Source organism: Sphingobacterium sp. Lzh-3 (genome assembly GCF_046764375.1).
Lineage (GTDB): Bacteria > Bacteroidota > Bacteroidia > Sphingobacteriales > Sphingobacteriaceae > Sphingobacterium.
Window position 1 is genome coordinate 4,395,112 of record NZ_CP177226.1, and the last position, 14,739, is coordinate 4,409,850.

Genomic DNA, 14,739 nt, shown 5'->3' on the forward strand with positions numbered 1-14,739 from the left:
ATATTTTTTCCATCCTTCGGATGGGATTTACCATCTTTTATAATCCTGCCTGTAGGGTAAAAGTCACACTTCGGGCAAATGGATACGTAATTCCACGTTCCACTTTCACCGAAGACCAACGAAAGATATCATTTGCAACAAGGCCAACACGCAGGCTTGACAGCGCCAATTTTTTCGACAGCGCTTTCCCTGCATCATAAGAAAGATTAAGAGACTGTAGGGCAAATAAGTTGTCCGGCATAATAAAACGCGAGGACACTCTTGTCTGTCCCAGATCCTGAATACTTTTGTAAAAGGTAACATCGCCAGGATTTTTCCATTTTTCCTCCAGAACCCTGCTATCCACATTGTAGCGTGGATCGGCATTTTCGACACGGTCTACCAAGGTTTGGTTATAGGTTTTACCTCCTATCCGCGTTTGGAAATAAGCGACCATCATAAATTGCTTATAACGAAGTGTCCCTCCGAAAAATCCTTCCATTGTTGGTGTAGCTACCCCAACGACATCAATATCCCTTGCATCCCAGTCATACGACAACGTCCCGTCTTTTTTAATAAAAACTTCCTTTCCATTCTCGGGATCGATACCCAAAGAAGGAACAGCATAGATAGCGTCGAGGGATTGCCCTTCTTTATAACGAAGCAAAGGAACAGCCATTAAATCAGTTCCCTGCTGAGCTTCGTCGACACGTTCGTTGTAGCTCTTCAATGCGTTTGAAATACGGACGATTTTATTTCTGTTCCGCACCAAATTCGCCAATAGACTCAGAGTCCAGTTTTCGTTTTTAAGGGCAATCCAATTGGCATTGAGTTCAAATCCTTTATTTTCAAGGTCCCCCAGGTTTTCTTTATAAGCGCTAAATCCGGTAGAAGGTGCCAGGTTAATATCAGCCAAGATATCACGGGTTATCTTATGGTAGTAGCGTGGCGAAAGGGTCAGACGATCGTGCCAAAGGCCTAGATCAAGACCGACATCGGTACTTTGGGTCTTTTGCCAGGTCAGGTTTTCATTGCCATAGTTACGCACGATACTTCCCAGCCCCGATGAGTACCAATTGCTTTTATCGTAACTATAGGTTGTCCGCGACATGTAGGGATCGAACTGCACAGATCCCGTCAGTCCAAGTGTTGCACGCAGCCGAAGCTGGCTGACAACATCGTTGGCGAACCATTTCTCCTTGTGCATATTCCAGCCGATACCAGTCGACCAAAATGGTGCGGTGCGCTTATTTGCCCCAAATTTTGAGGATCCATCGATTCGGACCGTTGCATCCATCAGATAGCGGTTATCATAGGAATAGTTAGCACTTAAAAAAGCTCCAAACAACCTGGAGGCACCCAAACTGCTCGACGGACTTGCATTCTCAGCATATCCCTTGGCAAATCCTACACTTGTAAACCGATCATTCGGAAATCCGATCGCTTGAAATGAACGCTCGTCATAGCTTTCTGTCCGTATATTGGTTCCCCCCACGACATTGAAGCTATGTTTATCAATCGTACGCATCCAATTGAGACGTATGTTTGCATCCCAGTACAATTCATTGTTTGTATAACTGGTATAACTACCCTTTTCGTCTGTTTGTGCCGTAGGATAGAAATAAAAGTCATTGGCTAAGGGCGAGCGGAAATTATCATCGGTATTCAAACGTTTCAACAAACTTACCTGTCCCCGGAGACGCAGCCCATTACTCAGGTCAAAATCCCCCGAAAAATTGTTCAGCAGTTCGGTATAGCCCAATTTATTGAAGCTATTCAATGTCGCATTATAGAGTGGATTCAAGACGTATTCCCGTTGTGCACTACCTGAGTTTGCAACCCTTGTCCATACATCCGCCTCCTGTATAATATTGCCCTGATCATCTGTCATGCGGTAGTAAGGATTCATTCTTACATAATCCGCAAAATTTCCATAGGGCGATTCACGCCCGTCTACCACGGTTACGGCAAGCTCATTCTGAAATCTAAATTTATCCTTTAGGTTATAACTAAAGTTTAGCCCGCCCGAATATTGATTTCTTCCCGATCCCTTCATCACACCGGGTCTGGTCTGATAACGCATGTCTACGCCATAGCGGAAACTTTCCGACCCACCTTCTAGATAGAGACCATGCTTTTGTCCGACCGCGGTCCGTACTGGCTGTGACAGCCAATAGGTGTCAACACCGCCAAGCACATTTGCTAGTTTCTGATAATACAGCTCATCCAATGCATCCTGTGGTTGGCGCTGAATTGTTGCATCATACAGCCCAGCCAGTTTTTCATAGGCCAATTTATCAGCAGCATGCAATACATCGTATCCTGTCAAATCCGGCATATTTATATTGCTCTCATGCGTATAAGTCAATTGCAATTTCCCGTCCCTGGGCATCTTAGTCGTTATTACCATCACACCATTGGCCGCTCTCGAGCCATATATGGCTGTAGCAGCAGCGTCTTTCAAGATCGTGACACTTTCAATACGGGTCATATCCAGATCGAGAACCTTCTGTACACTCACTTCGAAACCGTTTAATATAAAAGCCGGCATATTGATAGTTGTAGTGATATTATCCCTTCGCAGCACTTCGTTCCCGCCAGTAGGCAAAGATGAAGATCCGCGCACATTGATATTCGGCAAGGCATTGGGATTGGATCCAGCAAGATTATTGTCGAGCAATTTAAACGATGGATCGAATACCTGCATGGCTTGGAGGACGTTTTGCGGATTTACCTGTCGCAGCTCGTCGCCACTTTTCGTAATCGCCGTTCCTGTGTAGGAATCTTTTTTTAGCACTTGGTACCCCGTTACAACGACCTGCTCAAGAGCATTCGCTTCCTCTTCCATCACTACACTGTACTCATCCTTGTTTTCGGCCAAAGCGAGCGTGAAGTTTTTATAGCCAACCCTACTGAATGTAAGCGGTTGCATAGTACCGACAAAAGAAAAATGCCCATCTTTATCGACCACTGCGATGGTATTGCCCACCTGTGAAATATTCACATCGGAAAGCGGCTTTCGGTCTTTCCCAAGGACTTGTCCACGAATCTGCTTCTGGGATGGTTTTTCTACCTGGGGGAGGCTTTTGGGCTCGGATTTCCGTGAACTGGCTTTCCTTTCGAGAAAAATTGTCTTTGATTCAATCGTGTAGCCGATTTCCTGCTGACTTAAAATTTTATCAAGAAATAATTTAAGGGGCATTTTGTCCGCTTTAATTGAAATTGACTTTGCCGATTCCAATATCTTTTTGGCTCCGAGCACCTCATAGTTCGTCTGAAGTTTGACCGCCTGCAGCACATCCATCAGTGGAACATTGTGCCCGGAATAGGTAACGGTTTGCGCATTTGCCTTATGGCCCAGCTGGAGTAAGACAGCAAAAACGAGCCATAAAAGGGGTTTGGTCGCTTGTGAAAAACAACTTAATTTCATTAATTCTAGTTAGTTTAGTTAGGTTAGATTGTAGGATCCACTGATTAGATGAAAGGATCCACTGTCCAATTTGTTAATTCATATCGTTTGGTGAAGTATAATTTTTCGTTCTTTATTGCCCTCCTTTCTGTGCTTTAGGATCATTTTTTTCAATAATGAGTTTCCCATTTTCCGTCAAATGATACGACAGATCCTGGTCTTTTAATATTTTAAGGATAGTTGATAACTTGCTCGTTCTGAATGTTCCACCGAAAAAGGAAACATCAGGCACATCGCCCTTATACACGACATCTATGGCATACCATTGGGACAGTTCATCCATCACTTGTCGAAGTGATTTTCCGTCAAAATTAAATTTGCCATATACCCAAGCCATTTCTTGTTGTACGTTTACCGGATGTTTGGTCAACTCTGTACCTGTGTTGACAGACTGATCGCCGGGCAATAAGGTTACTTTTTGACTTCCGAGCAGCGTCGTAACCATTACTTTACCTTCTAACAAAGTGGTCTTTGTAGGTACCGATGTCTGATAGGCATTGATATTGAAGTGCGTTCCAAGTACTTGTACTTGCTGGTTTTTGGTATGAACTATAAAAGGCTGATCCTTCTTTTTTGCAACTTCAAAATAAGCCTCTCCACGGAGCGTTACCTCGCGTTTATCTTTAGCGAATACTGTCGGATAAGAAAGTGTCGTCCCGGCATTTAGTTTAACCAGGGTTCCATCGGGCAGAGTGACTTCGTAGATACCACCCCGTGGGGTTTCGATTCTGGCAGACACCGCAGCATTGACCGGTGCAACTTCATGTCCGTCTTCATAGCGTATGCCGCCGCCATCGATAACAACTTGTTTTTCGCCTTTATTCAAAGCATATTGCCTACCGTCCGAGAGTGTGATAACAGCCTGATGGGAAGCTGGAAGCCGATCATTTACAACCTCCCGCTGCGTTTCAACCAGCCGGTTGCTATCCTTATTCCAGTACCAAACCACAGAAAGAGCCAGCAGCACACTGGCGGCAGCAACGTAAGGCAATAGACGTTTCAGGAGCCCATGTCCTTTCTTTGAAGTATGGAAGGAAATTTTAGCTTTTAATGACTCAAAATTACGTCGCGTTTCAAAATCCTGTAGACGCGTATAAGCATCACGCTGCAGCTTCTCATCAAGACAACGTTGATAGATCTGTTTGTTCCTTTCGGATTCCTGTAGCCAACTCTCCAAAAAAAATCGATCTTCGCCTGTTAGCGTTCCCTGCATTTTTTGGAGAATGAGTGCACTGATACGGATGAGTTTTTCTTCTTCTTTAGGATCCATTTTGAGCTATTTCATCTATAGATACCACACCGATTGAAAAAAGTACCAAAAACAATTAAAAAAAAATTAAATTTTCCCAAAAAGAACGATTAATGACAATAGGTAATTAAAGGAATCTCGTCTCAAATGCTGCCGCAGCAGACCCAGGGCACGTAATTTTTGGTTTTTTACCGTCTGAATATTAATCTGCAGTAGATCAGCAATCTCCTGATTGCTGTTACCTTCTAGGTAGCTCAGCTGTATTATTTCCCGTGCTTTGGGTGGAAGTTGTTGAATGGCATCGTAGAGTTCGGCCATTGTTTCGGCATAGACAAGCTCATGCAAATGGGATTTTTGATCCTGTTCCTGCTGCTCCACATAGCTATCGACCCGATTTATCCTTCGCTGTCGGGCAGTTTGCTTATTGAGTCCTACATGGCGGGTGGCCTGATAGAGTGCCGCTTTCAGATGGGATAAACTTTCAAAACTTCGTTTGCTCTGCCATAACCGTATAAATCCCTCCTCGGCAATGTCTTCCGCTTCTTTGCTTTCCTCTACAAAGCTCGATGCATATAAACAAATACGACTGAAATAACGGTTATATACATAAGCGCAAGCGCGCTCCTCCCCATTTAGGAAATCCTCAAGCAGCTCTTTCTCGCTCGTATACTTCATGGGTAGATTCGTTTCGCTAGCGGTTAATCTTTTCGTGGATAAAGATAACTAAAAAGAATGGATACTTCCTATGATTGGCCTATCCCTAAATTCTTCCTACTATTTTTTCACAATTTTCGCTCCTATACCATAAATTTTTCGGCAAAGCGTCGTAAAAATAAAGAAAAATCAATAATATATTCAGAACTAATCACTTACCCTTGTTTCTTTACTCACAATTAAACTACCTTTGAACCGTGATCTTGAAAAACCAAACCTAATCCAATAAATCAACCTATTCGCAATATGATACCTCTTTCCAAAGAATTCGCTATAAGCACATTTCTCCAATATCTTATTAAGACAATATTATACGTAATTACCTGCTCCACCTACTGCTTTGCGCAGACAGGGCGGTCAGCAGTTCATGAGATACCGAGATCTGTCATTGAACGGGTTCAGACGGCTTCCATAAAGATGTTTGGCATTGACAGTTTGAGCGGACAGCAAAACAGTGCTCCCTTTAGTGGGGTAATTGTCCATTCGGACGGAACAATTCTTACTGTGGCACATGCTACAAGGCCCGGCAATTTCTATCGTGTTATCTTTGCCGATGGCAAGCAAGGAGTTGCCAAGGCTCTCGGAAGGCTGGTCGTTGATCAACAAAGTAACTTGCCCGATATTGCCATGATGAAAATGCAAGGCCAGGGCCCCTGGCCTTATGCTGAAATGGGCTGGTCATCATCCATTACTGAAAACCAGCTTTGCTTTGGGCTATCGTATCCAGAAACATTACCTTTCAACATTCCTTTTCTACGGACGGGACGCATTCTAAAGAAATTGGATAACTTTGGGTTTATTCAAAGCAGCAGCATAATGGAACCCGGTGATTCCGGAGGTCCATTATTTGATGCCCTGGGCCGTGTAATCGGTCTTCACAGCCGTATAGATGGTGCTGAAGGCATCAATTTTGAGGTTCCTATAAACAGTTACCGGAGTTATTGGCAGTCGCTGACCAATCCAGTTGCTATCAGCAGTTATCCTGTCTCAACCGATTCAATCGGTAAAGATCCTCAGCGAAAAAAACTATTTCAATTGGGGATCAAAAAACCTGCGAAACATCCGAAAACAAATTTTCAGCCCATCCAGATCAGCAGTACATTAGATGGCGACAGCATACTGCTATTAGGTACAGTATTTAATTTGGGAAACAATAAACAGGTCATCTTATCCAAAAGTAGTCTTATTGGCGAAGCACCAATCGTCAAAATAGGTAACAGGATTCATGTATTAAGAATTCTGCTCAGAGACGAAAAAAGCGACTTGGTAGCACTCATTAGTGATCATCAATTTCCGTCAGTCGATGTATCGAAGGTAGCCCGGCAAAGTATTTCTGATTCTTTTGTTGGTTTAAACCTGTGGTCGCTTCTTGGAGCCGATCAGCGTAAATTCGGTGTACTGGGCATGTCATCCCAAACCTTCCCACGTTTACCTGTTCCCGGAACTTTCGATGCACAAATGCAGGAAATAGAAGGCCTTCCGACCTTAACCAAAGTAGATAGCACGGGTGCCGCAGCCCGCGCTGGACTTCGTGTCGGCGACCGTATGCTTACACTAAATAATCGCGACGTATCAAGCGCCATCAAAATAAATGCGGCCATGCAGCAATTTTCTGCCGGCGATACGCTGCAGGTTCAATACCGACGTGGAGCCGCAGATCTATACACAAATGTAATTCTTTCTAATTGGTCCGTCAGGGAAAATCCTCACCCTGCAAACAATATTCCAAAAGGAAAATCAGTTCGCAGGGATAATTTTTTGCGTGTATTTCTTCATGACTCACGCATTCATGCCGACGAATGTGGAAGTCCGGTAGTCGATAGCAAAGGTAACTTTATCGGGCTCAATATAGCCCGATTTAGTCATACAGCTTGCCTGGCGATCCCAAGAGATACCATCCTAGCCTTTTTATCCACAGTCGAACACATGCTCTAGCACAAGAAAAGATAAAGTCATTAGGAAATTTTTAGTACCGTTGCGATACTGTTTTGAACAAAACTATCGGGTATGGTGACCACTAGATCATTATCGAGTTGTTGAAACGCTATACGATCGTTAGTTCCGAGTAACTGTACCTGACCAACTTTTCTCGAATTGGGGGCTAAACGCCCCAATGACTTTATTCGGAGCTGCTTTTTGGTCAACGTTCCCATTATAAAAGCGTACATGACATTTCCTTTTGTCGTGAAGCGCACATCATCGCCGGTAAAAGCTTTTCCCTTCCCTTCATTAAAGCCCTGCACATGCAGTGAAGGAGCTTCCTCCTGTGCAGGCCCCTCACCAAAAATATGCCATGGTCTTGTTCCTATGATTGCTTCACTGTGAACTGCCATCCAGCCTCCTATTCCCGTTACGACCTCCCTTGCACGGTCGTCGATGGAACCGTCACCGCGTAATGGTACACTTAACAATAAGTTGCCGTTTTTACTGACGACATCAATCAGCATATGAATTACGGTTTTAGCCGATTTATAGTGATTATTTTCATAAATCCGGCGATCATAGTGCCAAGAACCGATACAGGTACAGGTCTGCCAGGGCTGCGGTTCAATGGTGTTGCTCTGTCCACGTTCAATATCCCATACCAGGCATTTTCGCTGTTGTTCATTCAGGATTTTCCCATTGATGACCACATCAACCTTGCCTTTATTTGCCTGCACGCTTTTATTATAAAAATCGGCTGCGATCTCCAGGCCAACATTGCTTATTGGATAAAGTGGCAGCACCGTATCGTCAAAATAAACGATATCGGGTTTGTAATTGTTGATCAATTCCAGGGTCCGGGCCTTAAAGTTTTCGCAATAGGCCTTTGTTGGCACACTTACCCCTGAATTTACATCCCAATGCCATTGCCGATGAACGGTGTTATCATCCTTACTATCCAAACTAAGCGCATGATCCTGTGCATAAAGCTCCTGCGGATCGTATGCTGCCCACCATTTTCCTGCGCCATCTTTTTTCGTTAGTTTCCCATCATAGGGTATACCGGCAAACTTACCTTCTTTATCACTCCGTTGTGCCGTTTCATACCAGGTCCAGGCATGTGCCGCGTGTACGCTGACACCAAATTTCAGCCCTCTTTTTTTTGCAGCGCTTTCCCAACCCCTTATAATATCTTTCCTGGGGCCAACATTTACACTATTCCATTTATGGTGGCTGCTGCGATAAAGGTCCAGATTATCATGATGATTGGCCAAAGCCATAAAATACTGGGCTCCGGCATTTTGATACAGTTCCATTAACTCTTCCGGATTCCAATTTTCGGCTTTCCACTGATGGATAACATCTTTAAAACCAAACACCGAAGGGTGTCCATATTTTTCGACGTGATAATTATACTGATCGGATCCCTCCTGATACATACCCCGCGCATACCAATCGCCGCGCTCGGGCTGACACTGCGGGCCCCAGTGCGCCCAGATACCAAATTTGGCATCCCTGAACCACTCAGGCACCTGATAATTTTCTAATGAACGCCAGTCGGGGTGAAAAGGAGCTTTCCCCAAATGAGCTTGGGAAAGACTAAATTTACTCAGGAAAAGGGTCGGAATAGTGGCACCGAGACATTTAATTGCTGTTCTTCTATCCATTGTAATCTGAAATTCGATCGGAATGCTTTGAGCCCAAAGTACTGGACAAAATCATTCGGTTTATAATTTGTTATTTTCGCTACTATCAAAAGTAACTGTATAGCCCTAGGAAAGAAACTACATAATCGATCAATACTAGTACAATATCGACACAGGATTCTTTTTGTTCAGTGGAACAAAAAAAAGGTGCCCTAAAAAGGGCACCCCACCTAAAACTAACTATGAATAAATAAAAACATCTATTTTCCCAGATCAATTGTTCATGTCGTTCCCTTTCAAATTTTTGTTATTGTCCAGTTCGGCCTGTGGGAAGGGGTAATACATGGCTTTTGCCGACCAGCCCGCTTTCTTTAAAGGCTCAAGCCAGGTAGGGTCAGCCATGCCCCAGCGCAACAGGTCAAAATACCGCTGATATTCTCCCAAAAATTCGACAAATCGTTCATGCACGATAATACTTTTTATAGTATTCAACGCAACACCGTTTTTTACCAAACCTTTTGCAATCAGTCCATCTACGTCGGGAATTGTCCCGTTGGATTTTTGATACCAGAGATGCGGCTGCTCATCGGGGACGATATTATTGGCGCGCTTACGCACCAGGTTGATGTATTGTTTCGCTCCGGCGATATCGCCACGTTCATTGAGACATTCCGCATAAAGCAGCAGCACATCGCTATAGCGAAAAATACGATCATTGTTGCCATTATCAAAGTCAGCGATCTGAACATCCGGACAATATTTCCGGGTACCAAAGAAATCTTTATTGGTCGCCAGGTTTTTCATCCAGTCCGTATAGGTCGTGACCTTACCGTCCAGCTGCGTAAACTTTGCACCATTCTCGCACCAAAGCGTCATATATTTCCGGGGATCTCCTTCTTCAAATTCATCATGTGCCATTTTATTGGGCGCCAAGTTCCACCAGGCACCACCGGTACCATCGAACATGCCGATCTCCTGCCATCGCCACGAACTCGATATATCGTCCCCAAGCCAGCCAGGCCCATTATACAGCTGTATTTCAAAAACAGATTCCTGGTTATTCTCCTTCGACTCCAAAAAATTGTCCCTATAGGAAGACATCAATTGATACTCCTTGCTATCAATAACGCTTTTCAACTGGATCTCGGCATTTGCAAAATCTGCAGCCTGTCCCTTCGCCAGGATAGGTTTATACAGGTATGTTTTTGCCAAATAGGCCTGCGCGGCACCCTTGGTTGCCCGACCGATCATTTTACTGTCGGCATAAAGTGCGCCCCGTGTAGGCAACAGCTCAGCAGCCTTTTTAAAATCATCCACGATTAGCGCATATACCGCTCCGGCCTGTGAGTTGCCGGGATAATAATCTTCATTTGTTTCAACAGGTTTATTGATCAGCGGAATTGTTTCTCCAAAAAGCATACCGAGGTGCAGATAATTCAAACCTCGCAGAAAAAACGCTTCTCCCAATAACCGATTCCTTCTATTTTGGTCTATTTCGCCCTCAAACTTCTGAATCCGATCGATGGCTAAATTCGCCGCAAAGACCCCATTCCAAAAGTCTTTCCAGGTGAGTGCTGCCATCCCATCACTTGCAGGTGTATTGTACGTGTCCTGATACATGGGTTCCCATTTAAAAGTATGGTTGTAATCGTCCCCGGGTGCCAAGAGCTCGAAATACAAACTACGGGCATATCCGCCCTGTGTACGGCCGATCAGTGCCTGATAGGCAGGTATGACCGAATTTTCCAATTGATCTGCTGTTTTATAATAGGTGTCTGTCGACAATTCCTGCGGATTGGAGAGATCCAGATTTGGCTTACAGCCCGAGAACTGTATCAACAAAGCAGCAGCAGCCAGTTTTATATAGTGTCTGTTCATGGTATCGAAATGAAAATTAAAATGTGAATTGAATACCCATAAAATACTCCCTAGAATTCGGGAAGCTTAGCCCCCATGGTGTCTGTCCGTCAATTCCACGGCTTAGATTGGAGCGTGTATCGCCCGAGCCCACTTCCGGATCATAACCTGAATACTTGGTAAAGGTCAGTAGGTTTTTTGCGCCTACGTAAAACCGCAGTCGGTCGATCTTCCAACGTTCAAGTCTAGGACTTGAAAAACTGTAACCAATGTTGACGACTTTGAGCCGCAAATAAGAACCATCCTCCACAAACCTGTTGGATGCCCTTAAATTTTGATTCGGGTCGCCGAGTACTGCACGTGGAATATTGGTATCTGTATTTTTGGGATAGATGGTCGTTTCACCGGATATGGGATTTTTGAAGACAAGCTCCTCCGCACGATAACGATCCAGCGTCGATGCAAAATTATTGTAGTAATGGTACATTCCCTCGCCCCAATAGCGGCTATTGTTGTAGATGTCGTTTCCTTTACTTCCCTGCCACATCATCGACAGATCAAATGTGCCAATCGAACTGTTGTAGTTTACATCAGCATTGAAGCCGTAACTAAAATCAGGTATTGGGCTTCCCAAAAAATCCTTATCCTGATCATTTAAGACCTTGTCGCCATTTCGGTCATTGAAGCGTATATCGCCCAATGCTGCGTGGGGTGCAAAAGCTTTATCGGCATCCAATTGTGCCTGACTGGTATATAAACCGTTGGTGGTGTAGCCCCAAAATTCCCCTACCGAACGACCAACTGCTGTTCTTGTCACATTTTCACCCCCAGGAGAGATACTTCCCCATAAAATTTCATTATTATTCCCCAGGCTCAGGACGCGGTTATTCACAAAAGAAATATTGGCGCCGATACGATAGCCAAAATTACCGACCTGATCTTTGTAGGAAGCCAGGATATCCCAGCCCCGATTCCGTATGCTACCGGCATTCAGCACGGGAAAGTTGTTACCATAGCCTGCGGTAAACGAAATGGGTACATTGATCAGCATGTCCTCGGTCTTTTTATTATAGTAATCAACTGTCAAAGCCAATTTATGATCAAAAAGCTCCAGATCGAGACCAAGATCAGTTGAATACTGACTTTCCCATTTTACATTCGGATTCGAGGGAGTCTGTGGCAGGGCCCCCGTGACCATCACATTGTTCAGGTAATACCAGACATGGTCGAAACTAACTGTCCGTTGATACTGATATTGTGCAATATCCGAATTACCCAGAAGCCCGTAACTAGCTCGGAGCTTCAATTCGCTGATTGCAGGAAATGCTTTCATGAAAGATTCCTGACTGATCCGCCATCCCGCTGATACCGAAGGGAAATTTCCATAGCGGTATTGATTACTAAAGTTGGCCGATCCATCCCGCCGCATGTTAAAGGTCAACAGGTAACGGTTATCATAATTATAGTTGACACGGCCCAGCATGGAATACATGGCCGACTGTCCCACACCTGACCCCACAAGACGGGAACTCGCCAAGGATGCCGAATTAAGGATCAAAACATCCGGACTCGGCAAACCACGGGCCCCAGCATTGACAGCATTATAACGGGATTCTTCCGAAGTAATCCCCGCCAAAGCCGAAATCGCATGTTTGCCAAAGTTATTTTCATAAGTCAGCGTGTTTTCAAATAACCAGCGGTTATTCTGACTGCTGGAAATATTGAGTTCATCCGGATTATGGTTCTGATATTGTCCGACAGCGTAGTTACCTATATACCCCTCATTCCTCACCCGGCTAAGGTCGATCCCCATATTAAATTTGTAAACCAGGCCTTTTATAATCTCATAAGTAGCCCAGGCATTGCCGTTTACCGAAAAGTTGTCATTGACGTTTTTATTGAGGTATGCATTTGCCAATGCACTCTGAACATCCGTTCCATTGCCAGCTCCGGCAAAACCAGTGCTGCTGTTGGCATCGTAGAGCGGTAATGTCGAGGACCACTTTTGCGCATCGATGATATTTTTGTCGCTCCAGTTGCGGCGGGTGTAACCTAAGGAAAGGGTTTCGCCTATCTTGAGTTTTCCTTTGGTAAAATCAGAGATAAATTGGGCGCCATAATACTTATTTTTATCTTGAATAATAATGGATTTGTCTGTCGCATAGATACCGCTAAGCCGAAAATTGGCGTTTTGAGATCCGCCGGAAACCGAGAGATTATGCCGTTGATAATTGCCCGTCTGCAGCAATTCGTCCATCATATTATACCCCTGCCCGATGTCGGAGGGTTTAGACAGCGCGGCCAGATAATCTTTGCGCGAGGGATCTTTATTGTACATTTCCTCATTAATCAATTCGGCCAGTTGCTGCCCGTTGAGCAGCGGCACATTGTGGGAAATATTTTTGATGCCGGCGAAGGCATTATAATCGAGCTTCACCTCTCCGGCTTTACCCCGTTTTGTGGTGACCAAAATAACGCCATTAGCCCCACGGGAACCATAGATGGCACTTGATGCGGCATCTTTTAAAACCTGAATGCTGGCAATATTATTTTCATCCGGCATAGCTCCGCCGATCATCCCATCCACGACATAGAGCGGGTCGGTTCCGTTAATGGATCCAACGCCACGGATACGGATAGCGCCATTGGTTACCTGCACTCCAGGCACGGCGCTCTGAAGCGTAGCAATTGTACCTCCCGGTACCTTTACAAGGTCTTTGGTGTCAACAACAGCGATGGAAGAGGTCAGATCGACCTTCTTCTGTTTACCATAGCCCACCACCACAACTTCATCCACGGCAATTTCTGCGGCAACAAGTGGAATACTGATTTCCGAAGAATTACCGATTACATATTCTGCCTGATTATAGCCCACATTGGATACAATAAGGACTTCTCCCGGATTGAGTTTGAGTACAAATTCGCCTTTCTCGTTTGTTGAAGTACTGAGGGTTTTATCCTTTACTTTGATCGATGCACCAATAATTGGTTTTCCTTGATCACTGATGATCTTCCCATGAATCATTTTTTCCTGAGCAGACAGTCGTCCAATGCCCATTAACATGGAAGCCATCAACAACCATTTCACTTTCCTATTCCTTTCTTTGGGAAAACAAAAGAAAGAAGACACATAATTTCTGTTCATAATCTTTTTTTGAGATAAATGTCTTTTTGCCCCTTGAGGCGAGTACTTGGTTATTTATTTATACAAATTGGTTATTTATTACTTATATGCTAACTGTAGTATGTGCTCACCGCTATGTGCTATCAGATCACATAATAAGCTCGTTTCAACAGGCGGCATCCCTTAAAAATTCACTATTGCATTTACTCGATCATTTATTTAAAATGAACTGGCTTTTCGCCAATTGGTTACAAAGCAAAGCTATTGCTTTCACCAAAATCGCTTTGCAACGAATATTTAAAAGAAGGGTAAAAATGTTTAAAAGCTGACCAAAACAGAAAACCTATTGGGAGATCATTTTGAGAGATCTATAGAAATGCAGTGATCAGGTCGCCAAGCGAAAACAGTTTAACGCAAAAAAAACAATATTAATTTATAATCTTTTGAAGAAATATTAAAAATATTTCACATCTTTGAATTGATTTATGCAATCGATTGAATTAGCCATTTAACGCATATTTTGGATAGTTTATCCGACCTATTTTTTAAAGAAAAACCAAACTTAATGGAATATTTTTCGCTCTTGAAACACCATTCCGATGACATCATCAAATTCATCGCTAATTGCGGTATATTTTCCTTACTTCTCAAAAATGGTAAGGTGATCCATTTTATACCGGACGACCCAGATCATTTTACCGAATGGCTCCATATGAAAGGCATCAAAAATATTAAAAAACCACAATCTGTCGCTATTGAGGAGGAGATAGCCACTTAA

The 14,739-nt window shown here is 43.9% G+C and carries 8 protein-coding genes; 2 read left to right on the forward strand and 6 right to left on the reverse strand.

Annotated features, from left to right (window positions below; genetic code table 11):
- Positions 1–37: 37 nt before the first annotated feature.
- The 3 genes from ACLCDV_RS18570 to ACLCDV_RS18580 all read right to left on the reverse strand — a co-directional run bounded on the left by ACLCDV_RS18570 (position 38) and on the right by ACLCDV_RS18580 (position 5,372).
- On the reverse strand, positions 38–3,409 hold the full coding sequence (locus ACLCDV_RS18570; RefSeq protein WP_411971912.1) for a SusC/RagA family TonB-linked outer membrane protein: 3,372 nt from the start codon (positions 3,407–3,409) through the stop codon (positions 38–40).
- Between the two features lie 112 nt (positions 3,410–3,521).
- Positions 3,522–4,718 carry a FecR family protein gene (locus ACLCDV_RS18575; protein WP_411971913.1) on the reverse strand — a complete coding sequence of 399 codons (1,197 nt, stop codon included), beginning with the start codon at positions 4,716–4,718 and terminating at the stop codon, positions 3,522–3,524.
- 66 nt (positions 4,719–4,784) lie between these two features.
- A complete protein-coding gene (locus ACLCDV_RS18580; RefSeq protein WP_120332415.1) occupies positions 4,785–5,372 on the reverse strand; it encodes an RNA polymerase sigma factor in 588 nt (195 codons plus the stop codon).
- A gap of 285 nt (positions 5,373–5,657) precedes the next feature.
- On the opposite strand from ACLCDV_RS18580, the gene ACLCDV_RS18585 reads away from it, so the two are divergent.
- Positions 5,658–7,346: a trypsin-like peptidase domain-containing protein gene (locus ACLCDV_RS18585; RefSeq protein WP_411971914.1), complete on the forward strand. Its 1,689-nt coding sequence runs from the start codon at positions 5,658–5,660 to the stop codon at positions 7,344–7,346.
- Positions 7,347–7,366: 20 nt separating this feature from the next.
- Here the strand turns inward: ACLCDV_RS18585 and ACLCDV_RS18590 are convergent, their stop codons facing one another.
- The 3 genes from ACLCDV_RS18590 to ACLCDV_RS18600 form a co-directional block, all read right to left on the reverse strand.
- Positions 7,367–9,001, reverse strand: a complete 1,635-nt coding sequence (locus ACLCDV_RS18590) for an alpha-L-fucosidase (RefSeq protein WP_411971915.1) — start codon at positions 8,999–9,001, stop codon at positions 7,367–7,369.
- Positions 9,002–9,253: 252 nt separating this feature from the next.
- Entirely contained in the window at positions 9,254–10,858 is a 1,605-nt protein-coding gene (locus ACLCDV_RS18595; protein ID WP_411971916.1) for a RagB/SusD family nutrient uptake outer membrane protein, read from the reverse strand.
- A 16-nt stretch (positions 10,859–10,874) separates the two neighbouring features.
- Positions 10,875–13,982, reverse strand: coding sequence for a SusC/RagA family TonB-linked outer membrane protein (locus tag ACLCDV_RS18600; protein WP_411971917.1), 3,108 nt, complete (start codon positions 13,980–13,982; stop codon positions 10,875–10,877).
- A gap of 544 nt (positions 13,983–14,526) precedes the next feature.
- On the opposite strand from ACLCDV_RS18600, the gene ACLCDV_RS18605 reads away from it, so the two are divergent.
- A complete protein-coding gene (locus tag ACLCDV_RS18605) occupies positions 14,527–14,739 on the forward strand; it encodes a hypothetical protein (protein ID WP_411971918.1) in 213 nt (70 codons plus the stop codon).

What these genes read in the sequence shown, in the direction of transcription:
- ACLCDV_RS18570 (WP_411971912.1), bottom strand. Translation starts at nt 3,409, where the DNA reads ATGAAATTAAGTTGTTTTTCACAAGCGACCAAACCCCTTTTATGGCTC.
- ACLCDV_RS18575 (WP_411971913.1), bottom strand. Translation starts at nt 4,718, where the DNA reads ATGGATCCTAAAGAAGAAGAAAAACTCATCCGTATCAGTGCACTCATT.
- ACLCDV_RS18580 (WP_120332415.1), bottom strand. Translation starts at nt 5,372, where the DNA reads ATGAAGTATACGAGCGAGAAAGAGCTGCTTGAGGATTTCCTAAATGGG.
- ACLCDV_RS18585 (WP_411971914.1), top strand. Translation starts at nt 5,658, where the DNA reads ATGATACCTCTTTCCAAAGAATTCGCTATAAGCACATTTCTCCAATAT.
- ACLCDV_RS18590 (WP_411971915.1), bottom strand. Translation starts at nt 9,001, where the DNA reads ATGGATAGAAGAACAGCAATTAAATGTCTCGGTGCCACTATTCCGACC.
- ACLCDV_RS18595 (WP_411971916.1), bottom strand. Translation starts at nt 10,858, where the DNA reads ATGAACAGACACTATATAAAACTGGCTGCTGCTGCTTTGTTGATACAG.
- ACLCDV_RS18600 (WP_411971917.1), bottom strand. Translation starts at nt 13,982, where the DNA reads ATGAACAGAAATTATGTGTCTTCTTTCTTTTGTTTTCCCAAAGAAAGG.
- ACLCDV_RS18605 (WP_411971918.1), top strand. Translation starts at nt 14,527, where the DNA reads ATGGAATATTTTTCGCTCTTGAAACACCATTCCGATGACATCATCAAA.